Origin of the sequence: Spirillospora sp. NPDC048911 (assembly GCF_043198015.1) — a bacterium.
Classification (GTDB): Bacteria; Actinomycetota; Actinomycetes; order Streptosporangiales; family Streptosporangiaceae; genus Spirillospora.
The window spans coordinates 547,289-566,256 of sequence record NZ_JBICUD010000004.1 but is presented as its reverse complement, the minus strand read 5'-3'; the positions used below and the strand labels follow the sequence as shown (position 1 = coordinate 566,256).

At 71.3% G+C, this 18,968-nt stretch carries 29 protein-coding genes; 8 read left to right on the top strand and 21 right to left on the bottom strand.

Translation table 11 applies throughout. The features are described 5' to 3' along the window. Positions 1 to 74 precede the first annotated feature (74 nt). From ACGFNU_RS20955 to ACGFNU_RS20925, 7 genes are all read right to left on the bottom strand, one after another. Positions 75 to 359 (bottom strand): hypothetical protein, encoded by a 285-nt coding sequence (locus ACGFNU_RS20955; protein WP_392595868.1) that lies wholly within the window; start codon positions 357 to 359, stop codon positions 75 to 77. A 4-nt stretch (positions 360 to 363) separates the two neighbouring features. After that, on the bottom strand, positions 364 to 975 hold the full coding sequence (locus tag ACGFNU_RS20950; protein ID WP_392595866.1) for a hypothetical protein: 612 nt from the start codon (positions 973 to 975) through the stop codon (positions 364 to 366). A 3-nt stretch (positions 976 to 978) separates the two neighbouring features. Beyond that, entirely contained in the window at positions 979 to 1,392 is a 414-nt protein-coding gene (locus ACGFNU_RS20945) for a hypothetical protein (protein ID WP_392595865.1), read from the bottom strand. Continuing rightward, on the bottom strand, positions 1,389 to 1,685 hold the full coding sequence (locus ACGFNU_RS20940) for a hypothetical protein (protein WP_392595863.1): 297 nt from the start codon (positions 1,683 to 1,685) through the stop codon (positions 1,389 to 1,391). The genes ACGFNU_RS20945 and ACGFNU_RS20940 overlap by 4 nt, the downstream gene beginning before the upstream one ends. After that, a complete protein-coding gene (locus ACGFNU_RS20935) occupies positions 1,682 to 1,873 on the bottom strand; it encodes a hypothetical protein (protein ID WP_392595861.1) in 192 nt (63 codons plus the stop codon). The genes ACGFNU_RS20940 and ACGFNU_RS20935 overlap by 4 nt, the downstream gene beginning before the upstream one ends. 75 nt (positions 1,874 to 1,948) lie before the next feature. Continuing rightward, positions 1,949 to 2,422, bottom strand: a complete 474-nt coding sequence (locus tag ACGFNU_RS20930) for a hypothetical protein (RefSeq protein ID WP_392595860.1) — start codon at positions 2,420 to 2,422, stop codon at positions 1,949 to 1,951. Between the two features lie 70 nt (positions 2,423 to 2,492). Continuing rightward, entirely contained in the window at positions 2,493 to 3,065 is a 573-nt protein-coding gene (locus ACGFNU_RS20925) for a hypothetical protein (protein ID WP_392595859.1), read from the bottom strand. An 84-nt stretch (positions 3,066 to 3,149) separates the two neighbouring features. On the opposite strand from ACGFNU_RS20925, the gene ACGFNU_RS20920 reads away from it, so the two are divergent. Continuing rightward, a complete protein-coding gene (locus ACGFNU_RS20920; protein WP_392595857.1) occupies positions 3,150 to 3,344 on the top strand; it encodes a hypothetical protein in 195 nt (64 codons plus the stop codon). A gap of 152 nt (positions 3,345 to 3,496) precedes the next feature. Here the strand turns inward: ACGFNU_RS20920 and ACGFNU_RS20915 are convergent, their stop codons facing one another. The 6 genes from ACGFNU_RS20915 to ACGFNU_RS20890 are packed head-to-tail and all read right to left on the bottom strand — an operon-like array spanning position 3,497 to position 5,315. Continuing rightward, positions 3,497 to 3,835: a hypothetical protein gene (locus ACGFNU_RS20915; protein WP_392595856.1), complete on the bottom strand. Its 339-nt coding sequence runs from the start codon at positions 3,833 to 3,835 to the stop codon at positions 3,497 to 3,499. Next, a complete protein-coding gene (locus tag ACGFNU_RS20910) occupies positions 3,826 to 4,104 on the bottom strand; it encodes a hypothetical protein (RefSeq protein WP_392595854.1) in 279 nt (92 codons plus the stop codon). The genes ACGFNU_RS20915 and ACGFNU_RS20910 overlap by 10 nt, the downstream gene beginning before the upstream one ends. Positions 4,105 to 4,109: 5 nt before the next feature. After that, the gene (locus ACGFNU_RS20905; protein ID WP_392595852.1) at positions 4,110 to 4,481 is read right to left on the bottom strand and encodes a hypothetical protein; all 372 of its coding nucleotides are present in this window, start codon (positions 4,479 to 4,481) and stop codon (positions 4,110 to 4,112) included. A 5-nt stretch (positions 4,482 to 4,486) separates the two neighbouring features. Continuing rightward, positions 4,487 to 4,756, bottom strand: a complete 270-nt coding sequence (locus ACGFNU_RS20900; RefSeq protein WP_392595851.1) for a hypothetical protein — start codon at positions 4,754 to 4,756, stop codon at positions 4,487 to 4,489. Further along, entirely contained in the window at positions 4,753 to 5,109 is a 357-nt protein-coding gene (locus ACGFNU_RS20895; RefSeq protein WP_392595849.1) for a hypothetical protein, read from the bottom strand. The genes ACGFNU_RS20900 and ACGFNU_RS20895 overlap by 4 nt, the downstream gene beginning before the upstream one ends. After that, a complete protein-coding gene (locus ACGFNU_RS20890) occupies positions 5,106 to 5,315 on the bottom strand; it encodes a hypothetical protein (protein ID WP_392595848.1) in 210 nt (69 codons plus the stop codon). Before ACGFNU_RS20890 ends, ACGFNU_RS20895 begins: the two co-directional genes overlap by 4 nt. A 258-nt stretch (positions 5,316 to 5,573) precedes the next feature. On the opposite strand from ACGFNU_RS20890, the gene ACGFNU_RS20885 reads away from it, so the two are divergent. The 3 genes from ACGFNU_RS20885 to ACGFNU_RS20875 all read left to right on the top strand — a co-directional run bounded on the left by ACGFNU_RS20885 (position 5,574) and on the right by ACGFNU_RS20875 (position 8,893). Next, positions 5,574 to 6,536 carry an o-succinylbenzoate synthase gene (locus tag ACGFNU_RS20885; protein WP_392595846.1) on the top strand — a complete coding sequence of 321 codons (963 nt, stop codon included), beginning with the start codon at positions 5,574 to 5,576 and terminating at the stop codon, positions 6,534 to 6,536. Further along, the gene (gene menD, locus ACGFNU_RS20880) at positions 6,533 to 8,203 is read left to right on the top strand and encodes a 2-succinyl-5-enolpyruvyl-6-hydroxy-3-cyclohexene-1-carboxylic-acid synthase (RefSeq protein ID WP_392595844.1); all 1,671 of its coding nucleotides are present in this window, start codon (positions 6,533 to 6,535) and stop codon (positions 8,201 to 8,203) included. The genes ACGFNU_RS20885 and menD overlap by 4 nt, the downstream gene beginning before the upstream one ends. A gap of 147 nt (positions 8,204 to 8,350) precedes the next feature. Beyond that, complete coding sequence (locus tag ACGFNU_RS20875; protein WP_392595843.1) at positions 8,351 to 8,893, top strand: YdeI family protein; 543 nt, start codon at positions 8,351 to 8,353, stop codon at positions 8,891 to 8,893. Here ACGFNU_RS20875 and ACGFNU_RS20870 read toward each other — a convergent pair. From ACGFNU_RS20870 to ACGFNU_RS20860, 3 genes are all read right to left on the bottom strand, one after another. Beyond that, positions 8,883 to 9,230, bottom strand: a complete 348-nt coding sequence (locus ACGFNU_RS20870) for a hypothetical protein (protein WP_392595841.1) — start codon at positions 9,228 to 9,230, stop codon at positions 8,883 to 8,885. The two genes, ACGFNU_RS20875 and ACGFNU_RS20870, sit on opposite strands and share 11 nt — an antisense overlap. A 33-nt stretch (positions 9,231 to 9,263) precedes the next feature. Next, positions 9,264 to 9,551, bottom strand: a complete 288-nt coding sequence (locus ACGFNU_RS20865) for a DUF917 family protein (protein WP_392596500.1) — start codon at positions 9,549 to 9,551, stop codon at positions 9,264 to 9,266. Positions 9,552 to 9,673: 122 nt separating this feature from the next. Next, positions 9,674 to 10,489 carry a tyrosine-protein phosphatase gene (locus tag ACGFNU_RS20860; protein ID WP_392595839.1) on the bottom strand — a complete coding sequence of 272 codons (816 nt, stop codon included), beginning with the start codon at positions 10,487 to 10,489 and terminating at the stop codon, positions 9,674 to 9,676. A gap of 298 nt (positions 10,490 to 10,787) precedes the next feature. Between ACGFNU_RS20860 and ACGFNU_RS20855 the strand changes: the two genes are divergently transcribed. Then, positions 10,788 to 11,816, top strand: coding sequence for a fatty acid desaturase family protein (locus tag ACGFNU_RS20855; protein ID WP_392595837.1), 1,029 nt, complete (start codon positions 10,788 to 10,790; stop codon positions 11,814 to 11,816). 34 nt (positions 11,817 to 11,850) lie between these two features. Further along, on the top strand, positions 11,851 to 12,711 hold the full coding sequence (locus tag ACGFNU_RS20850) for an Fpg/Nei family DNA glycosylase (RefSeq protein WP_392595835.1): 861 nt from the start codon (positions 11,851 to 11,853) through the stop codon (positions 12,709 to 12,711). On the opposite strand, the gene ACGFNU_RS20845 is transcribed toward ACGFNU_RS20850, so the two are convergent. The 4 genes from ACGFNU_RS20845 to ACGFNU_RS20830 form a co-directional block, all read right to left on the bottom strand. Beyond that, positions 12,684 to 13,346, bottom strand: a complete 663-nt coding sequence (locus ACGFNU_RS20845) for a hypothetical protein (RefSeq protein WP_392595834.1) — start codon at positions 13,344 to 13,346, stop codon at positions 12,684 to 12,686. The genes ACGFNU_RS20850 and ACGFNU_RS20845 overlap by 28 nt on opposite strands. Before the next feature lie 126 nt (positions 13,347 to 13,472). Continuing rightward, a complete protein-coding gene (locus ACGFNU_RS20840; RefSeq protein ID WP_392595833.1) occupies positions 13,473 to 14,708 on the bottom strand; it encodes an isochorismate synthase MenF in 1,236 nt (411 codons plus the stop codon). Between the two features lie 211 nt (positions 14,709 to 14,919). Then, positions 14,920 to 15,516, bottom strand: a complete 597-nt coding sequence (locus tag ACGFNU_RS20835; protein ID WP_392595831.1) for a biotin transporter BioY — start codon at positions 15,514 to 15,516, stop codon at positions 14,920 to 14,922. A 122-nt stretch (positions 15,517 to 15,638) separates the two neighbouring features. Further along, positions 15,639 to 16,304 (bottom strand): spermidine synthase, encoded by a 666-nt coding sequence (locus ACGFNU_RS20830; protein WP_392595829.1) that lies wholly within the window; start codon positions 16,302 to 16,304, stop codon positions 15,639 to 15,641. A gap of 115 nt (positions 16,305 to 16,419) precedes the next feature. Here ACGFNU_RS20830 and ACGFNU_RS20825 point away from each other — a divergent pair, with 115 nt between their 5' ends. Both ACGFNU_RS20825 and ACGFNU_RS20820 read left to right on the top strand, forming a co-directional pair. Continuing rightward, positions 16,420 to 17,205: an SDR family NAD(P)-dependent oxidoreductase gene (locus tag ACGFNU_RS20825; protein WP_392595828.1), complete on the top strand. Its 786-nt coding sequence runs from the start codon at positions 16,420 to 16,422 to the stop codon at positions 17,203 to 17,205. A gap of 77 nt (positions 17,206 to 17,282) precedes the next feature. Beyond that, a complete protein-coding gene (locus ACGFNU_RS20820) occupies positions 17,283 to 18,281 on the top strand; it encodes a S1C family serine protease (protein WP_392595826.1) in 999 nt (332 codons plus the stop codon). 14 nt (positions 18,282 to 18,295) lie between these two features. Here the strand turns inward: ACGFNU_RS20820 and ACGFNU_RS20815 are convergent, their stop codons facing one another. After that, positions 18,296 to 18,931 (bottom strand): maleylpyruvate isomerase family mycothiol-dependent enzyme, encoded by a 636-nt coding sequence (locus tag ACGFNU_RS20815; protein WP_392595824.1) that lies wholly within the window; start codon positions 18,929 to 18,931, stop codon positions 18,296 to 18,298. Between the last annotated feature and the right edge of the window lie 37 nt (positions 18,932 to 18,968).

Sequence of the window (18,968 nt, the reverse complement as noted above, 5' to 3'; positions counted from 1 at the left end):
TGTATGTCCCCATACTTAGCGCCGTCATGAACTGGCGAATGTGGGTCCAGTTAGCGCCCGAAGCGGGGGAGCCTCTAGATGGCGGCCAGGACGGTGTTGATCCGCTTTTCACGCTCCTGATCGGCAAGTGAAACTCTCAGCCGACAGCAGGCGAGACGGACACGTCGCGGGTCCTGGCGGTCTGCCTTGAGGCGCCAGTTCGCCAAGATCGGATCATCGATTATGACCTCGAAGTGTTCGGATCCTTGGTCTGCCTGCCGTGCGACGGCATCGCTGATGATCTGTGTCGTCACGGGGCTTCCCATCTCGGTGGGGAACTCCTCAGCCAACACCCGGAGGACGGCTGCTGCGTAGCTCACGAGTTCACTCCTCGCTGGTCTCGGGCTTGGCCTGGAGCCGGCTGAGGAGTTTCTCGACCTCGTCGAGTGTCATCTTGAGGTTGGCCGGTTCGGTCCAGTCATCCTGCTTGGCGTCGATGCCGAACTTGCCCAGTGTGGCCATCAGCCGGTCAGCTCGCTGCTGGACTTCCTCACGCTGCTGACGCTCGATCTCGTAGCCTCGCCGTCGCTCGTCCTCATCGGCCTTCGTCTGCGCCACGACGTCCTCGTACGGGCCAAGGACGTGAGCCGGGTTGGTGATCACACCCCAACGAAGATCGAGTTCCTCATCGGACGCCTTCGTTGCGGCCGTGAACTGGCCCAGCGACGTGGTCGCCAACGCAGCGAGGTCGGTTCCCTCTGAGCGGCCAAAGGCAACGGGATAGCCGACGTCCGGGTCCGCAAAGCCCCGACCAGCTCGCGGCTTGCCAGCGTTCGGCCAGTGCTGGTGCACTGGCTTGCCTTCGCCAGCCCACCGATCGCGGGCGTAAAGGTGATCGGCACTGGGCGCCACAACGAACACGACCGGTTCGACGCTGCCGTACTTGCCGCGCCGGTATCCATAGACGACGCCGGGCTTGATGTCCTTCGTCTTCATGGCTCACTCCTTGAACGCGTTGTGCCGATCGTTGTACGGCCGGAGGTCTGCGATGATCTCGCTGTCGCAGCGGGCGATCGCGAGGCAGTATTTGCCAGGATCGGTGACCTCGACCCGGGTGCTCACCAGATCAGATTGCGGGCTGAGCCGTGCGGTGGCGAACGAGCTGCTTTCGCTGGTTTCGGTGTACCGGCGGACCGCGACTAGGTCGGCTGCGTCAGCCATTCGCAGGCCGCCAGGCGCCAGCACGTAGCGCACCTTGCTCTTGCCGACGATCAGCTCAAGGTTCTTGACCAGGGCGAACTTGCCGTTGTCGAGGATCAGGTCGCCCTCGTGGATCTGCAGGTCGCGGTCAGGACTGGTCCACTCGACGATCTGGTCGTCGACCTCACAGCGGGTCTTGGTTGCGGTGGTCATGGCTTCTCCTTGGTCGATTCGGCGATGGAGGGCTCGCCGGCGTCCTGCCGTGCTACCAGGCATTCCACGTCGTTCAGGGTTTCGAGTGCCGCCAGCCGCGACACCAGGTCCGCTACCTCGCGGGCGAGGTTCCTCGCCGAGCCGAGCGCGGTCGTGACGTTGCCGTGCTGGATGTCCTCGCCGAGTGACGCGATGCGGCGCTGGATGTTGGCGAACTCGCTGTTGGCGCCGGCTTGATGCCGCACGATCTGGTTTCGGAACATTCGTGCGGAGAGGGGGTCAGGGGAGGTCATCGTTGCTCCTTGGGGGCATACATGTCGATGGACGCCACGACAACGACGATGAACAGGCCCAGCACCACCAGGTTCGTGGCGGCGAGGATGAGCCGGCCGGTGGCGAACACCGCCATCGCGGCGGACAGCAGGCTGGTGAATCCTGCGCCGATGGCCCACGTCGGCACCGCGGGCTTGAACTTCGTCAATCTCGTCTCCTGATGTCGTGGCTCTGACGTCCTGTCCCGGGCCCGTACGAGACGAGACGGGCCCGAAACGGGGCGTCAGGGCTCGATCCCTGTGCAGCGCCTGCACAGCCGGTACTCGCCGTCGGCAAATAGTCGAGCGGGGATCGCTGTGCTTCCCAGGTCGGTGTGCCATCCGCAGCGGGCCCAGGTCGACGACAGGCCGTCCTCTTCGACGATCCCGAACCCTTCGGCGCGCAGGTGCAGCATCCCGGTCGAGGACCGCAGGTACAGGTCCGGGCGGTCGGTGTCCACACGTGCTTTCGTCGTCGCGCTGGCTTTCTTTGCCGGGGCAAGCCAAGCAAGTGCTTCCACGTCGCCGTCGTCGGCGCGAGCACCCAGCAGATCCACGACGTAGTTGATCCGCTTCTGGCGGGGCGAGGTGTTCGTGTACCGCCCGGTGTAAGAGCTAATCGCCAGCTCGTACTGCTCGATCAGCTCGGAGGTGTTGAGCTTCGCAAGCCTGTCGCGCCGGACTGCCCCCGGTGTCTTTTTGGTGGCCATGACCGTCATCTCGTCTCCCTGTTGTGGTGGGTCTGGCGTCCTGTCCCGAGCTCGTACGAGACGAGCCCGAGGCGGGGCGTCAGACCTTGGCCGGGTCGGCGGTCAGCTCGTCCAGCAGCTTGTCGATGCGTCCCATGGTCGCCTCCGACATCAGGAAGCTGGTCTTCGCCTCCCGGGACAACCGCACGAACAGTTGGAGCCGCCGCACCGGGTCGGTGACCGTGGACAGCTCCGCGACCCGCCGCGCCACGTTCTCGCCGCCGCCGCCGGCGAGCGCCAGCAGCGCGTCCCGGCGGAACTGAGTCGTCATTTCCATGGGGGTCCTCTCGTGAGCGGTCTGGACAATGTCGGCGAGGGCTGTGCGGGCGCCCTCGTAGCCGCTGGCGGCGGCACGGAAGGCGGCGGCGGCGCGAACCGCTCGCTGGTCCCCGCGGGCGGCCCTGTTCTCGGCCACGGTCAGGGCGTGCATGGCGGGCGCGGTGGCGGGCAGGTTGGCGGCTCGCTGCAGCGCGTCGGTGGCGTTGGTGAGGACGCTGCGGGCGCACCACAGGTCGACCATCGCGATGGCGAACTCGCTTTCCAGCCGCGCGATGTCCGCGGCGGTCAGGCCGCCGTGGAAGGCGTGTTCGGGGCTGAACAGCATGTCCGTCATCTCATCTCCCCAGCTCTGGGTGGCTAGCCACCATCATAGGCATGGTCATGGACAGGTGGCAAGCCACCGTGCGAAGATTTCCTCATGCCCAACAAGCACGCCTATCCAGCGATCACCCCAAGGCCCCATCCCGAACTAAAACGGCGCGCCCAAGAAGCAGTCGCTGAAGTCGGCTCGACACTCAACGCCCACGTGATCGCCTTCCTCGAGTGGCTAGTCGGCGACACGGACGAACTGCCTGCCCGGCCCGGACCGAAGAAGCCGAATCTGGGGGAGTAGATGCCGCCGAGCGCAGGCCCCTGGTTCCACCCAGGGTTTTGACGGGTCGCAGGGCCACAGCATGGGGACCCTCTCCGGCCTTGACCGCCCTCTCGAGCGCCTCCGAAGGTCAGTCCGAGGCGAGGGCGGCGTTGACGCCCGACGGCAAGCCTCTACTCTTCGGTGTCGATGTCGGCGAGGACCGCCACGTTCACCCGCCGGCGCTCCCAGTTCTCGGTGAACGCGTGCAGATGCACCCACCCTGCGCTGTGGGGGCTTTCGGGCCACCGGTCCAGCCCGAGCGCCTCCACCCACGCCTCGAACACGCCCCGCCGCTGCTCGTGCGACGTGTTCTGCACCTTGCCGACGACGGCGAACTCGCTGACCTCCCACGGGATGACCGGCAGCCCGCGGTCCCGGCAGATGTCCAGGATCGCGCCGAGAACCTTGTGGGCGCCGACCTGCCAGCGAAGTTTCTCGGACTCACTGACTCGTGTGCTGATCAAGGACATAACGTCTCCTCGTGGGGGAGTGGAAACAGAGGGAGGTGCTGGACGGTGTCGTCCAGCACGAAGTCGATGCCCGGCTCGTCGGCGCGAGCTCGCTCGAGCCACTCGGTGTGCAGCGCCCGGGTGTTGATGACCGCCTGCTCCAGGCCGACACCATGGTTGGCGCCGCAGCACCCGCGGCACACACATTCGGCTTGGGTGGCCTCATAACACACGGCGTCGCAGTGGCCGACGATGTCTCCACCCCGCCGCACGATGATGAGCGAAGCCATCGCGATCAATCCTCGGGATCCGGCAGCCGGTTACATTCGAAGATCAAATCGGCGCGGTCCCCGAATGCGGTGTGGCAGCGCCGACACAACAGATCATCGGCAAACCAGTCCGTGAGGCGTCCACCCTCTTCCGGTCCGCCACGGTTGCACCGCACACGCACACCGCAGACCGTGTACACAGCGCCCATCGTCAGATCGACGAGACCGTCGAAATCCATAGGACGTCCTGGCTCATTGTCTGCCCAGAGGGGCGTGCCTGGCCCGGCCACTACATGCACGGTGCTGCCGCCGGCGTTCTCGACGAACCGAAGTTCCTCGCCGAAGGTGTCCCAGCCAGCAATCAGCAGATTCGCGCGTTCGGCCGTTACCGCCGCCATCGTGATCACTCGATCCCAGCAGCGGACAGGAGACGGTTCAGCGCCTCCACCTCGCGTCGCGTGTCGCTGGTGCCACGGTTCAGGTAGGCGACCAGGTCGCCGCGGTCAACGACCACGTGGCCGGTGGCATCGAGTCCTGTGAGCGCCGCATCGGCGACTGTGAGGGCTGTGTCCTCGGTGAGGGGGATCGCGTCGCCGAGCAGGGTGGTGGCCAGGGAGACGGTGGCGCGGACCTGGCTCGCTATCGCCGCCCGCGCAGAGGTCTGCGCCGTCACGACACACCCCCACGCAGCCACTCAACGGCTGCTTGGGTCGCTGTCAACGGACCTAGGGCACGTCCTCCGGGGCAGTCGTGCGTCAAGGCGGTTACGGTCTCCCGCACCGATGCCGACGATGAGCGGCACAGCCAGACCCGGATCGGGCACCCGCAGCGATAGGCCTGCACCAGCAGCGAGTAGCCAGCCGCCGTGATGCGGTCGGCCTCATCGAGCGCGGTACGACGAGCCTCGTCGGTGATCAGATGTCCTGTCACGATGCCGGTAGCCGTGCTGGTGTTCACCCGGCTGTCAGTGCGAGGGATTCCCACCTCGGCGAGCGCGTCCTTGAGCCGTTTGGTCGCTGGCTTCACGAAAACCCTCCTCGAACCCAGCGGGCGAGGCGCGACCAGAAGCGTCGGCGCCGCCCACGCCGAATGTCCTGAACCATGGCGGCCACCAGGTCAGCTGCCGTCTGGTCCACGGCGGCGCAGAAGCCTTTAGGGTCTTGGGCGGCCCAGTCGCATATCTGTTCGAGCGTCAGGCCTCGTGTCGTACGGCGGTCATTGGTGGTGCTCATGGTCCCTTCCTGGCTGGAGGTGGCGAGAGTGGGTAGCCGGAGGTGTGGATGGTCAGGCTGGTAGCCGAGGATGGGAGCCCGTGGGGAGCCCGGCAGGACAGGACTCGGCCGGTTCCAGCCGGTGCGACCGGCACGATCCGGCATGCTGCGGGGCTTCTGACAAGCAAGAACAACCTGGAACATCACCGGGCATCACCATCCGGTACGTTCTCTGCGGTACTACTAAAAACCTCGAGCTGAACGGCAGGGGGTCAACGGGTGAGGGTCTACTCCATCCCGATGCGGACGCGGTTCCGCGGCATCACGCAACGGGAGGGCGTGCTGATCCACGGCCCTGCGGGCTGGGGCGAGTTCTCGCCCTTCGCCGAGTACGGCCCGGCCGAGTGCGCCCGCTGGCTGGCGGCGGCGCGTGAGGCCGCCTACGACGGCTGGCCCGCGCCGTTGCGCGACACCGTCCCGGTCAACGTGACGATCCCGGCGGTCGGCCCCGAGACGGCCGCCGCGATGACGCGGGCGTCGGGCTGCCGCACGGCCAAGGTGAAGGTCGCCGAACGCGGCCAGGACGAGGCCGACGACGTGGCGCGGGTGGAGGCCGTCCGTGACGCGATCGGCCCCGACGGCAGGATCCGGGTGGACGTCAACGGGGCGTGGGACGTCGACCGGGCAGTGCGGATGATCCGCACCCTCGACCGGTTCGGGCTGGAGTACGTCGAGCAGCCCTGCGCGACGCTGGACGAGCTGGCCCGGGTCCGGCGGCAGGTGGACGTGCCCGTCGCCGCCGACGAGTCGATCCGGCGCGCCGACGACCCGCTGAGGGTGCGGGCGGCCGGGGCCGCCGACATCGCCGTGCTGAAGGTGCAGCCGCTCGGCGGCGTCCGCGCCGCCCTGAAGATCGCCGAAGCGTGCGAGCTGCCGGTGGTGGTGTCGAGCGCGGTGGAGACCTCGATCGGGCTCGCCGCGGGCCTGGCGCTGGCCGCGGCGCTGCCCGAGCTGCCGTACGCGTGCGGCCTGGCCACCCTGTCGCTGCTGGAGGGCGACGTCGTCCGCCACCCGCTGGCCGCGGTGGACGGCGCGATCCCCGTGCGCCGCCCCGAGGTGGACGAGGACGCCCTGCGCCGGTTCGAGCCCGCCGACGACCGGCTGCAGGCGGGCTGGCGGCGCCGGGTCGCCGACGCCCAGACCCTGATGGACGCCCCGCCGGTGATCGGAGTCGCGCGATGAATCCGGCCACCGCCCTGGCGACGGTGCTCGTCGACGAGCTGCTGCGCTGCGGCATGACCGAGGTGGTCCTGGCGCCCGGGTCGCGGTCGGCGCCGCTGGCGCTGGCCCTGCACGAGGCGGTCGAGGCCGGGCGGGTGCGGCTGCACGTGCGCGTCGACGAGCGGTCGGCCTCGTTCCTGGCGCTCGGCATGGCCAAGCGGTCCGGCCGGCCGGTCGCGCTCATCTGCACCTCGGGCACGGCGGCGGCCAACTTCCACCCCGCCGTCATCGAGGCGCACGAGTCGCACGTGCCGCTGGTCGTGATGACCGCCGACCGGCCGCCCGAGCTGCGCGACACCGGCGCCAACCAGACCATCGACCAGGTCAAGCTCTACGGCACCGCCGCCCGGTGGAGCTGCGAGGTCGGCGTCCCGGAGAACCGGCCCGGCATGGTCGCCTACTGGCGGTCGCTGGTCAGCCGGGCGTGGGGGCTGGCGCTCGCGCCCGACCCGGGGCCCGTGCACCTGAACGTGGCGTTCCGCGAGCCGCTGATCCCCGACGGCGACGCGAGCTGGTGCGAGCCCCTCGACGGGGACGCGACCGGCGCCTGGACCAAGGTCCGGGCGTCCACGCCGGGATCGGTGCTGCACGTGCCGCCGACCCGCCGCGGCGTTCTCGTCGTCGGCGACGGCGCCACCAACGTCAAGCGCTACGTCGCCGCCGCGTCGATGGCGGGCTGGCCGGTGCTGGCGGAGCCGAACGGCAACGCCCGCTACGGCGACCATGCCCTTTCCTCGCATCACTTCCTGCTCGGCGTGCCGGAGTTCGTGGAACGGCACCGGCCCGAGGTCGTCGTGACGCTCGGCAAGCCGGGCCTCTCCCGGCCCCTGCTCTCGCTGCTGCGCCGCGCGGAAGAGCACGTCGTCCTGTCTCCCGACCTGACGCGCTGGCCCGATCCCGTGCGCTCGGCCACCCAGGTCGCCCAGGACGTGGAGATCCCGGTGGTGTCGGGCGACGACTCGTGGCTGAAGTCGTGGCGCAGCGCCGACCTGGCCGCCGCCGCCGCGGTCGACGCGGTGCTCGACGCGATCCCCGAGGTCACCGAGCCGCGCCTGGCCCGCGACCTGGTGGCCGGGCTGCCGGGCGGGTCGTTGCTGTTCACCGCGGCGAGCATGCCGATCCGCGACCTCGACCAGGTGATGCGGCCGCGCCGCGGCATCCGCGTCATGGCCAACCGGGGGGCCAGCGGCATCGACGGCCTGGTCTCCTCGGCGATGGGCGCCGCACTGGTGCACAGCGGCCGCGCCTACGCGCTGCTGGGCGACCTGGCGTTCCTGCACGACCAGAACGGGCTGATCCTCGGCCCGGACGACCGCCGTCCCGACCTGGCGATCGTCGTGGTCAACAACCAGGGCGGCGGGATCTTCTCGCTCCTGCCCCAGGCGGCCCTGCGCGGCCCGTTCGAGCGGGTCTTCGGCACGCCGCACCAGGTCGACCTGGAGCACATCGCCGCCGCGCACGGCATCCCGTACCGGCGCCTGGAGGCCGCGGCCGACCTGCCCAAGACGGTCGCGGGGGAGGGGCTGCGCATCGTCGAGGCCCGCACCGACCGCGACGCCAACGCCGTGCTGCACGCCGAGATGCGCAAGGCCGCCCACGAGGCCGTCCGCGACCTGCTGTCCCGCTGACGAACCCGGCTTCCGCCCCCGCCATCGATAGTTCAACTCTCAATTTACTACGTAAAGCCGGCGGCCCATTAGTGCCTCTTATCGATTGAGGAACCGCACGTTCCTCAACAACCTCTAGCCTCGGCACGGAGGAAGGGAGAACGGCGGATGATGCACTTCGAGGACGCGGCGCAGTGGGAGGCGTGGCTGGCCGAGCACCACGCGGAGGGGGGCGAGGCCTGGCTGAAGATCGCCAAGAAGAACGGGGGAGCCGTGTCCCTCACGATCAAGGAGGCGCTCGACGTCGCGCTGTGCTACGGCTGGATCGACAGCCACCGCAAGGCCCTTGACGAGCAGTTCTACCTGCAGCGCTACTCGCCCCGCCGCAAGGGCAGCCCCTGGTCGCGCGTGAACGTCGAGAAGGTGGCGGCGCTGACGGACGCGGGACGCATGCGGCCGGCGGGGGAGGCGGAGGTCGCCGCCGCCCAGGCCGACGGCCGCTGGGAGGCGGCCTACATCGGCCAGCGCGACGCCACCGTGCCGCCCGACCTGGCCGCGGCCCTGGAGGCCAGCCCCAAGGCCGCCGCCCGCTTCGAGGCGCTCGGCAAGACCGACCGCTACCAGATCATCCTGCCGCTGCTGAAGGCCAGGACCCCCGCGGGCCGCGCCGCCCGCCTGGAAAAGGCGATCTCCGACCTGCTCAGCGACTGAGGGGGACGTGGCCGGTGTCGTAGCCGAAGTAGCGGGGACCGGCCAATTCCAGGCCGCCGGGCGTGAGCCAGCGGGGATCGCAGGGCACCCCGAGGACGGTGACCCGGAGGCCGTAGCGCAGGCCCTCGGTGGTGACCGGTTCGCCGCTGTCGGTGCCGAGCACGCAGATGAGGTCGGGTGTGGTCGCCACGATCTCGCCGTCAGGCGGGCCTGTCCGCGGGCGAAGCCGCCGGACGTCGACGACCTTGCCGGTGAGGAGCCGGATCCCGCCGAGCAGGCCGGCGGCCGGCTGGTCGCCGCGCATGACGGTGTCGGCGCACGAGACCGAGCAGCCCATCTCGACGCAGGCCGTGCGCGCGAGCCGTTCGGATCACAGGTTGGAGACCGTCTCCAGGACCAGGGTGTTGCCCTTGTCGTCCGCGACGGCCATCGGGGCGACGGTGACGCCGATGAGGCCGGGGAGCACCATCTTGGCCTCGGGAAAAGCGCGGCCCATGGCGTCGCCGTCCACCACCGGCAGCCGGGTCCGCGCGGCGGCGATGAACGGGGTCATGGAGTTGAGGCCGCCGACCTCGATGGGGACGAGGTGGATGGCCCGGCGGCCGAGGACCCTCTCCAGGGCGCGAAGGGCGGTGACCTCCTCGGTCCCGGCGGGGATCTTCTCCAGGGAGCTCGACCACCAGGGGTCGCCGGCACGGGCGGCGGAGGAGCTGCACCTGCATCTAGAAACTTACTATGTAAAGGTCGTGAGCTTGGAAACTCACCAGCCTGAACAAAGAGTTAATCCAGCAAACGAGCCCGCAAGGCGTTGGTGTCTTCGTCCGCCCATCCGTGTGCGGAGAGCCACTCCTGGGAGCCGCCGAACTTCTCGTCCACGCGGGCCAGGAACTTCTCCATGATGTACGCGTGCGGCACGTGGCTGTCGGCCGGCCGTGAGTCCAGGTCCTCGGCGTAGGTGGTGCTGGCGCGCAGCCGGGCCAGGATCGCGTCGATGCGTTCACCGGTCTGGGCGTAGTCGGCCACGATGGCCTCGCGGGTCACCCCCGCCACCTCCAGCGCGAACGCGCAGACGACGCCGGTGCGGTCCTTGCCGGCGGCGCAGTGCACGAGCGCGGAGCCGGCCGGCCTGGTCATCACGCGCAGCGCCGCCACGATCGAGTCGGGCCGGTCGTCCAGGTAGCCCAGGTAATGGCTGATCGAGCGGTCGTGCGCGGGCGCGGTGTCCGGGCGGGTCTGCCACGGGAGCACCTTGTCGATGTCCACCTCGTCGGACTGTGCCTCGGTGTCGGCGGCGACGTCGGTGTGGCGGCCGCCCTCGGCGAACAGCGACAGGTTGTGGACGGTGACCGAGGGGGTGCGGGTCAGCGGCCCGGGCCCCTCGAGGCGTACTTCGGCGTCGCTGCGCAGGTCGATGACGTCCCTGAGCTCGTAGTCGTCGACGAGGATCCGGATGTCGGCGGTCGTCAGGTCCTGCAGGTTGTCCGACCGCAGCACCCGTCCCAGGCGGGTCGTGCCGCCGTCGGTGGTGGGGAGCCCGCCGAGGTCCCTGACATTGACGGCACCGTCCAGATCGATCCAGCGAGAGCGCGCATTCATGGCATATGACCCTATATGACCGGTCTGTCGCTCTGGGTGGGGGAGCTGGCCCCACCCCGCGGCCGGGTGGCAGGTCCCCCTCGCGTGGGGTGCTGGAGCCCATGTGATCGCGAGGTCAGGTGACCAGACTGAATGCGTGATCAAGCCCGTCACGTGGGGTTTTTCTGGCCGGTACCGAGACCTGCGAGCCAGGCCGCAGATGGCTCCCCAGCGTGGTGACCGCTTGATCGCCGGTTCCGTAGCTTTCGAGTCGAACGATCCCGCCCCACCCCGTGAACGCCGCACGAATGGAGAGTCCATGACCGCCACCCTCGAGGCCCCGGCCCCCCGCCGGAGCGCTGGCAGCGATTTCGCGCCGCTGTCACGGCAGGTCCGTGACAGCGGACTGCTGGAACGGCGCCTCGGCTACTACGCGTGGGCGATCGGCCTGAATGTGGTGGCCACGGCGGCGATCTGGGCGGCGGTGGCATGGGCGGGCGCCACCTGGTGGGCGGTGCTGCTGGCGGTCCCGCTGGCGCTGGTGTCGGCGCGGACGGGGTTCCTGGGCCATGACGCGGGGCATCGCCAGATCGCGGGTTCGCATCGCGTGAACCGTGTGCTGGGCCTGATCCTGGGCGATCTGATGCTCGGCATGGGCTACGGGTGGTGGAACGACAAGCACAACCGGCACCACGCCAACCCCAACCATGTCGGCAAGGACCCGGACGTGGGCGAGGGGCCGCTGGCGTGGACGCGGGAGCAGGCGCACGGGCGGCGGGGCGTGCTGGGGTTCCTGGCCCGCCACCAGGCGAAGCTGTTCTTCCCGCTGCTGACACTGGAGGGGTTCAACCTCCAGGTCAACAGCGTCCTGCACCTGAAGAACGCGCCGCGGCGGGAGAGGCTGATCGAGGGGACGCTGCTGGCGGCGCACCTGATCGGCTATGTGGGGCTGGCGTTCGCGTTCCTGTCGCCGCTGCAGGCGGTGGCGTTCATCCTGCTGCACCAGGCGCTGTTCGGCGTGCATCTGGGCGCGTCGTTCGCGCCCAACCACAAGGGGATGGAGATGCCAGCGGAGGGCACGCGGTGGGATCACCTGCGGCGGCAGGTGCTGACGTCGCGGAACGTACGCGGCGGGCTGGTGACCGACTACATGCTGGGCGGGTTGAACTACCAGATCGAGCACCATCTGTTCCCGAGCATTCCGCGGCCGAATCTGCGCAAGGTGCAGCCGCTGGTACGCGAGCACTGCGCGCGGGTGGGGCTGCCGTACGTGGAGACGGGGCTGATCGAGTCGTACCGGGAGGCGCTGGGGCACATGCACGAGGTGGGCGAGCCGCTGCGTTCCTGAGCCCTGTCCCGGTTGGCTCTATCCTTGTTCCACCATGCCTGAGGGACACACGATCCATCGTCTGGCCGCCGAGCATCTGCGGATGTTCGGCGGTCGTCGTTTGCGCGCCGAGAGCCCGCAGGGCCGGTTCGCCGAGGGGGCGCGGCTGCTGGACGGGCGGGTGCTCAGCGATACCGACGCCTACGGGAAGCATCTGCTGCTGTGGTTCGAGGACGAGCGGCCGCTGCACGTCCATCTGGGTCTGTACGGGACGTACACGTTCGGGCCGGTGCCGGCTCCAGAGCCCAAGGGGCTGGTGCGGCTGCGGCTGACGGGGGAGGCGGAGTTCGCCGATCTGCGCGGCCCGGCGGCGTGCGAGCTGCTGGAGCCGGGTGAGGTGAAGGTGCTGCTTGATCGGCTGGGCGCCGATCCGTTGCGTGCCGACGCCGATCCGGACCGGGCGTGGCGGCGGATCTCGCGGAGCCGGACGAGCATCGCGGCGTTGCTGCTGGATCAGGCGGTGGTGGCGGGCCCGGGCAACGTGTACCGGGCGGAGGTTCTGTTCCGGCAGGGGATCGATCCGGGGTTGCCGGGCCGGGCGCTGACGCGTGAGCAGTGGTCGGCGATCTGGGCGGATCTGGTGTCGCTGATGCGGGCGGGTGTGGCGACGGGCCGGATCGACACGGTGCGGCCGGAGCACACGCCGGAGGCGATGGGTCGTCCGCCGCGGGTGGACGACCATGGCGGTGAGGTGTACGTGTACCGGCGTGCGGGGTTGCCGTGCCTGCTGTGCGGGACCGAGGTGCGCACCGAGCGGCTGGTGGGTCGCAATCTGTTCTGGTGCCCTGCGTGTCAGCCGGCGAACTCGGGTCAGCCGACGAACTCGGGTCAGCCGACGAATTCGCTGTCGCCGTAGCGGACGGTGGCCCGCGCCCAGTCGCCGCCGATGGCGGTGACGAACCGGCGGGCGATGCCGAGGTCGGCGAGTTCGGCGACGAGGATGAGGTGGCCGTCGAGGGTGACCGAGCCGCCGTAGAGCTCGTCGCGGGCGGCGGGGTCGGCGACGAGGCCGTCGTGGAGGCGGCGGGCGTCCAGGCCGGGGACCTCGATGCGGACGGCGTCGGTGCGCGCGGAGGCCTTGGGCAGGTACTCGAAGGTGAGGACCGACTCCTGGTGGAATTCCTTGCGGACGAGGTCGGCGATGTGGTGGAGCTCCAGGGCGTCGGTGCGGTCGATGTCGAAGCGGCGTGACCGTTCGTAGGTGGTCTGCTGGAGGTCGCCGGACCAGAAGACGCCGTCGAGCAGGGTGGAGCGGCGGGTGCGGGCGCCGTTGCCGGCGATGATGCGGCGGACCTGCCGGTCGAAGCGGGTGAGGTGGGTCCTCAGCCGGGGATCGCCGGGGTCGGTGATGATGGCGGTGTTGTTCGTGGCGAAGATCTCGGCCTGGGGCGGGTGGTGGCCGGTGGCGGCCTGCGCGGGTGCCGCCGCGAGCGTGCCGATGGCGAGGAGCCAGGCGAGCAGGGCGGCGGCGGTGGTACGGCGGCGGTGCATCTGGTGATCCCCCGAGGATGGTGCAGACGGTGTCGGTGCCAGCCTCACAAGGCGCGGGGGAGCTCAACAACCGCCTGACCCGCTCTGGTCAGCGAACACTCGCCTTTTCGGCAGGTCGGGGGTGGGTCAGCCTTCGAGGGCGTACTGCATGGCGCGGAACTTGGTCTGGGCTTCGGCGAGTTCGGCGGCGGGGTCGGAGTCGGCGACGATGCCGCAGCCGGCGAACAGGCGGGCGCGGTTGCCGTCGAGCTCGGCGCAGCGCAGCGCGATGCCCCATTCGCCGTCGCCGCGGGCGTCGACCCAGCCGACGGGGCCGGCGTAGCGGCCGCGGTCCATGACCTCGAGCTCGCGGATGAGGTCGAGGGCGGTATCGGTGGGGGTGCCGCAGACGGCGGGGGTGGGGTGGAGGGCGGCGACGACGTCCAGGACGGAGCGTTCGCTGTGGAGGCGGCCGTGCACGGGCGAGGCCAGGTGCATGACGTTGGGCAGGGTGAGCAGCTCTGGCTCGCCGGGGACGGTGAGCTTGGCGCACAGCGGCGCGAGGGCGTCGCGGACCATCTCGGCGGCGTAGGCGTGTTCTTCGAGGTCCTTGGGGGAGGCGCAGAGCCGGGCGGCGCGTTCGGCGTCCTCGTCGGGGGTGCTGCCGCGGGCGGTGGTGCCGGCCAGGACGAGGGAGTCGACGCGTTCGCCGACGCGGCGGATGAGCAGTTCGGGGGTGGCGCCGACCAGGCCCGCGACGGAGAAGGTGTAGCAGGCGGGGAAGCGGTCGGCGAGGCGGCGCAGCAGGGTGCGGGCGTCGATGGGCTCGGCGGCCTCGGCGCACAGGTCGCGGGCGAGGACGACCTTGCCGAGGCGGCCGTCGCGGATGCGGCCGACGGCGGCGGCGACGGCCTGTTCCCAGGCGGGGGCGCTGAGGGTGCCGTCGCTCCAGTCGAGGCGGGCCGGTGGCCGGGGCGGGTGGACGAGGGCGAGCGGGTCGGTGTCCTCGCCTATGGTGGTGAGCCAGGCGACGCCGTCGCGGCGGCCGACGATCCAGCGCGGGACGATGAGCACCGAGCCGGACGAGGCGGGGTCGAAGGCGAAGCTGCCGAAGGCGACGGGTCCTGAGCCGGGTACCTGGACGGGGTCGTCGATGTCGGCGGTGGCGAACAGCTCGCGCAGCCGGCGGTCGGCGGCGGCGAAGTGGTCGTCGCCGGCGGGGACGGTGAGGCGGGCGGCCTCGCCCCAGCCGACGATGCCCTCGCCGTGGCGGATCCAGGCCAGCGCGGTCGGATGCGGAAGTCGCGAGACGAGGTCGCCGGGGTCGGCGACCCGCTCGGTGCGGACGATCAGGCGGTCCGGTGCGGTCACGGCGAGCTTCACGGATGCCACTCTACGGGAGAGTTGAACCCGTTCAAACTGCCGGGACGACCGGTCGTGGTGAGGTATGCGCCACATTGTGCGCGGCGTCGCGGGCGCGAGCGCCTCTACTCGTTCCCCGGGCGGGGCGTGCCGAACCCGCGCCGCGGGGGCCGATCGGCCTGTCGCGGCACGGGTTCGGTGAAGGCCCAGGTGGACGTCTCCGGGTGATGGCTCAGGCGGAGCGGCCGCGGCCCGTTCCGGCCAGTTTCCAGGCGGTGGGCAGCAGGCCGGCGGCCAGCAGGACCTTCAGGGCGTCGCCGGCCAGGAACGGAGTGAGGCCCAGGTCGACCGCCTTGCCCGGGCCGACGCCGAGCGAGGCCATCAGATAGGGGACGCCGGCCGCGTACATGATCGCGGTGCCGAGCAGCATCGTGCCGGCGGTGCGGGCGGGAGTGCGGTCGCCGCCGAGTTCGGCCAGGCGTCCCACGACGGCGGCGGCGATCACGAACCCGATGACGTAGCCGAGGGTGTGCAGGCCGGCGCCGGATTCGCCGTCGGTGAACCAGGGCACGCCGGCGATCCCGGCGAACAGGTAGAGGGCCATGCCGAGCGTGGCGCGGCCCCAGCCGAGCGCGGCGCCCGCCAGGAGCACCGCGAACGTCTGGCCGGTGACGGGCACGGGGGTGCCGGGGAGCGGGACGGCGATCTGGGCGGCCAGGCCGACGAAGGCGGCGGCGCCCGCGACGAGCGCGGCGTCGCGGGCCAGGGAGCCGGGGAGCAGGTCGCCCAGGACGACGGGATGCCGCCGGGCCGCTGATGCGATAGTCACAAAACCCTCCACAAATGCTGTGTCAGGCCGAAACCTAGCGAACTGGGACGAGCAGGTGGATCAGGTGGGTCACAGTTTCGGCGGGCCGTTTCTTGTGCGCCCCGGCCATGGACGCGCCCCGATCACCGGTGCGGGGTCCGCGCGAGGTAGACGACGTCGGGCTCGCCGCGCGGGACGGGCACGGGCCGCGCCTCCACCTCGGCGAACCGGGCCCGCAGCCGCTCCTGGAAGGCGGGCGCGGCGTTCGCGCTCCACACGGCCAGGACGCCGCGTCCGGTCAGCCGCGCGGCGAGCAGGTCGAGGCCGTCGTCGCCGTAGAGGCCGGCGTTGGCGGGGGTGACGGTCCAGTCGGGGCCGTTGTCGATGTCCAGGCAGATCGCGTCGTGCCGGCGGGTGGTGCCGCGCAGGTGGTCGAGCAGGTCGGCGGTGACGACGCGGACGCGCGGGTCGTCGAGCGCGGCGGCCGAGAACGCCCGCAGGTGGGTGGCGTGCCAGCCGATCACGGCGGGTTCGATCTCCACGACGGTGATGTCGCCGGCGCCGGGCAGCGCGGCGGCCTCGGCCAGGGAGAACCCGACGCCCAGGCCGCCGATCAGCAGCGACACCGGTGGCGCGAGCCCGGCGACGGCGGCCTGGACCAGCAGCCGCTCGGACTCGCCGTTGCGGGTGTCCATGAGGAAGACCCCGTTGCTGATGATCTCGTAGTGGGCGCCGGCGCGGCGCAGCACGAGCTCGCCGCTCGGCCCGCAGGCGCGTTCGATGGTGGCCGGCTCCGCGCTGATGGTCACCCGGGCAGCCTAGCCGCGGGCGGCGCACCCGGAGTGCCCGGAGCGTCATGGCCCGGCTCCGGCGGCCGATCTTGGGTCTGGGCGGGACGGCGGCGGCGCCGCTAGCGTCTGCGGCATGGCCGAGACGCTCCTGCCCGGCCGGCGGATCCTCGTGGTCGGCGCCGGCACCCGCCTCAGCGACGAGCCCGGCGCGCCGGCCGGCAACGGCCGCGCCATCGCCGTGACCGCGGCGCGGGAGGGCGCGGCCGTGGCGTGCGCCGACCTCGACGAGGCCGCCGCGGCCGGGACCGCCGAGCTGATCTCCGCGGCCGGCGGCCGCGCGCACGTGCTGACCGGCGACGCCGCCGACCCGGACGCGTGCGAACGCGTGGTCGCCGGTGCCGCCGAGGCCCTCGGCGGGCTGGACGGCGTGGTGTTCAACGCCGGGATCGGCGCCGGGTACGGCCTGGCCGGCACCGGGACCGCCGACTGGGACCGGGTCCTGGCGGTGAACCTGCGCGGCCCGTTCATGGTCGCCAAGGCGGCGGTGCCGCTGCTGGGGGAGGGCGGCGCGCTGGTGTTCGTCGGGTCGCTGGCCGGGACCAAGCCGGGCAGCGGTTCGCCGTCCTACGACGCGTCCAAGGCGGGGCTGGCGGGCCTGGTGCGGCACGTCGCGGCCGAGGCGGCGCCGCGCGGGATCCGGGCGAATGTGGTCGCCCCCGGCCTCATCGACACCGTGATGGGCCGGGCGGCGTCGGCGGGCAACGCCGACCGTGACCGGATCGCCAAGCTGATCCCGCTGGGCCGGCAGGGCACCGCGTGGGAGGTCGCCGAGGTGGCGGTGTTCCTGCTGTCGCTGCGGGCGGGCTACGTCACCGGGCAGGTCATCGGCGTCGACGGCGGCCTGTCCACGCTGCGCTGAACACTCTGAGCCTCGCAGGGGATTACGGATCCATCTTCCGCGGATACCGTGTAACGGTGTAATCATCGGGAGGTGAGATGAGCCCCGAACCGATCTCCGAGCCCGTCCCCGAACCACGCGACCCCGGCACCGATCCCGAGGCCGCCGCCGAGCCGCTCGACGCCTACTCCCGGGCGGTGTCGGCCGTCGCCCGCGAGCTCACCCCGCGCGTGGCGAGCCTGCGCGTGCGCCACCACGGCCGTGAGGGATCGGGGTCGGCGGTGACGTTCACCGCCGACGGGTTCCTGCTCACCAACGCGCACGTCGTCGGCGGCGCCCGCGACGGCCACGCCGCGTTCGCCGACGGCACCACCACCACGTTCACCGTCGTCGGCACCGACCCGCTGTCGGACCTGGCGGTGGTCCGCGCCGACGGCGACACCCCCGGGCCGGTCACCCTCGGCGACAGCGAGCGGCTGGTGGTGGGCCAGCTGGTCGTCGCCGTCGGCAACCCGCTCGGCCTGGCCGGATCGGTCACCGCCGGGGTGGTCAGCGCGCTCGGCCGGTCCCTGCCCACCCGCAGCGGCACCATGATGCGGGTGATCGAGGACGTCATCCAGACCGACGCCGCCCTCAACCCCGGCAACTCCGGCGGCGCGCTCGCCGACTCCCGCGGCCACGTCGTCGGCATCAACACCGCCGTCGCCGGGATCGGCCTCGGCCTGGCCGTGCCGATCAACGCCACCAGCCGCCGCATCATCGGCGCGCTGATCCGCGACGGGCGCGTCCGGCGCGCGTTCCTCGGCCTGGTCGCCAACCCCGTGCCGGTCCCCGCCGCGCTGCGCGAACGCCTCGGCCAGCGCGAGGCGCTGCGGGTCGCCGACGTCGTGCCCGGCAGCCCCGCCGCGCGCGCCGGGCTGCGCCGCGGCGACCTGGTCCTGACCGCCGGCGGCGTGCCCGTCAGCCACGCCCAGAGCCTGCAGCGGCTGATGTTCGCCGAGGCGATCGGACGGCCGCTGCAGATCACCGTGCTGCGCAACGGCGCGATGGTCGACGTGATCGCCGAACCCACCGAACTGGACGCCGAGCACGCCTGACCACCGGGCGGCGGTCACGTCCGGGCGGCGGCGAAACGCGCGCTCCGCTCGCCGCGCAGCCGCCCGGCGGGCAGGCGGCGGCCGCACAGCACCAGCGCCAGGTCCTGCGCCGCACCCGTGACCGGCGTGCCCGAGCCGAACGACCAGTCCATGTCGTCGGCGCGCAGCTCGATCCCGTCCAGATCGACGCCGAAGTACTTCAAGCCCCTGGGCGAGCCGAGGCCCTCCAGGACCACGCGCAGCCGCGCCTCGGGCACCCGCCGGTCCAGCCCGAGCGCGACCGTCATGTCCAGGCCGTGCACGACGTCGTGGGTGAGGGCGCCCTCGTAGCCGCCGCCCGGCGGCTTCCACGGATGGGTGGTGTTGTCGCGCAGCGAGGCGTGCAGATCGGCCGCCGGGACCGACGCGGCGTCGCGGCGTGCGCACCGGTCCAGCATCCGGTCGAAGCGGCCACCGGAACGGGCCAGCTCGAAGATCACACGCGGCGCCGAATAGCGGTAGGCCATCGTGATGTGGGCGACGACCTCCCGGATCCGCCACCCCTCGCACAGCGACGGCGCGTCCCAGTCCCCGGGCGCGAGGGCGCCGAGCATCGCCGCCAGTTCGCCGCGTTCCGCCGCGATCTCGGTGCGAAGGTCCGTCTCGTTCATGCCGGTCTCCTGACTGCGGGCGTGCGCCGCGCGAACG

Bases quoted from the DNA above. Each gene is read 5' to 3' on its own strand.
- ACGFNU_RS20940 (WP_392595863.1), bottom strand. From the start codon at position 1,685: ATGACCTCCCCTGACCCCCTCTCCGCACGAATGTTCCGAAACCAGATC.
- ACGFNU_RS20930 (WP_392595860.1), bottom strand. From the start codon at position 2,422: ATGACGGTCATGGCCACCAAAAAGACACCGGGGGCAGTCCGGCGCGAC.
- ACGFNU_RS20915 (WP_392595856.1), bottom strand. From the start codon at position 3,835: ATGTCCTTGATCAGCACACGAGTCAGTGAGTCCGAGAAACTTCGCTGG.
- ACGFNU_RS20910 (WP_392595854.1), bottom strand. From the start codon at position 4,104: ATGGCTTCGCTCATCATCGTGCGGCGGGGTGGAGACATCGTCGGCCAC.
- ACGFNU_RS20950 (WP_392595866.1), bottom strand. From the start codon at position 975: ATGAAGACGAAGGACATCAAGCCCGGCGTCGTCTATGGATACCGGCGC.
- ACGFNU_RS20945 (WP_392595865.1), bottom strand. From the start codon at position 1,392: ATGACCACCGCAACCAAGACCCGCTGTGAGGTCGACGACCAGATCGTC.
- ACGFNU_RS20825 (WP_392595828.1), top strand. From the start codon at position 16,420: ATGGCCGAGACGCTCCTGCCCGGCCGGCGGATCCTCGTGGTCGGCGCC.
- menD (WP_392595844.1), top strand. From the start codon at position 6,533: ATGAATCCGGCCACCGCCCTGGCGACGGTGCTCGTCGACGAGCTGCTG.
- ACGFNU_RS20890 (WP_392595848.1), bottom strand. From the start codon at position 5,315: ATGAGCACCACCAATGACCGCCGTACGACACGAGGCCTGACGCTCGAA.
- ACGFNU_RS20850 (WP_392595835.1), top strand. From the start codon at position 11,851: ATGCCTGAGGGACACACGATCCATCGTCTGGCCGCCGAGCATCTGCGG.
- ACGFNU_RS20860 (WP_392595839.1), bottom strand. From the start codon at position 10,489: ATGAATGCGCGCTCTCGCTGGATCGATCTGGACGGTGCCGTCAATGTC.
- ACGFNU_RS20870 (WP_392595841.1), bottom strand. From the start codon at position 9,230: ATGGGCTGCTCGGTCTCGTGCGCCGACACCGTCATGCGCGGCGACCAG.
- ACGFNU_RS20905 (WP_392595852.1), bottom strand. From the start codon at position 4,481: ATGGCGGCGGTAACGGCCGAACGCGCGAATCTGCTGATTGCTGGCTGG.
- ACGFNU_RS20875 (WP_392595843.1), top strand. From the start codon at position 8,351: ATGATGCACTTCGAGGACGCGGCGCAGTGGGAGGCGTGGCTGGCCGAG.
- ACGFNU_RS20855 (WP_392595837.1), top strand. From the start codon at position 10,788: ATGACCGCCACCCTCGAGGCCCCGGCCCCCCGCCGGAGCGCTGGCAGC.
- ACGFNU_RS20920 (WP_392595857.1), top strand. From the start codon at position 3,150: ATGCCCAACAAGCACGCCTATCCAGCGATCACCCCAAGGCCCCATCCC.
- ACGFNU_RS20925 (WP_392595859.1), bottom strand. From the start codon at position 3,065: ATGACGGACATGCTGTTCAGCCCCGAACACGCCTTCCACGGCGGCCTG.
- ACGFNU_RS20845 (WP_392595834.1), bottom strand. From the start codon at position 13,346: ATGCACCGCCGCCGTACCACCGCCGCCGCCCTGCTCGCCTGGCTCCTC.
- ACGFNU_RS20815 (WP_392595824.1), bottom strand. From the start codon at position 18,931: ATGAACGAGACGGACCTTCGCACCGAGATCGCGGCGGAACGCGGCGAA.
- ACGFNU_RS20820 (WP_392595826.1), top strand. From the start codon at position 17,283: ATGAGCCCCGAACCGATCTCCGAGCCCGTCCCCGAACCACGCGACCCC.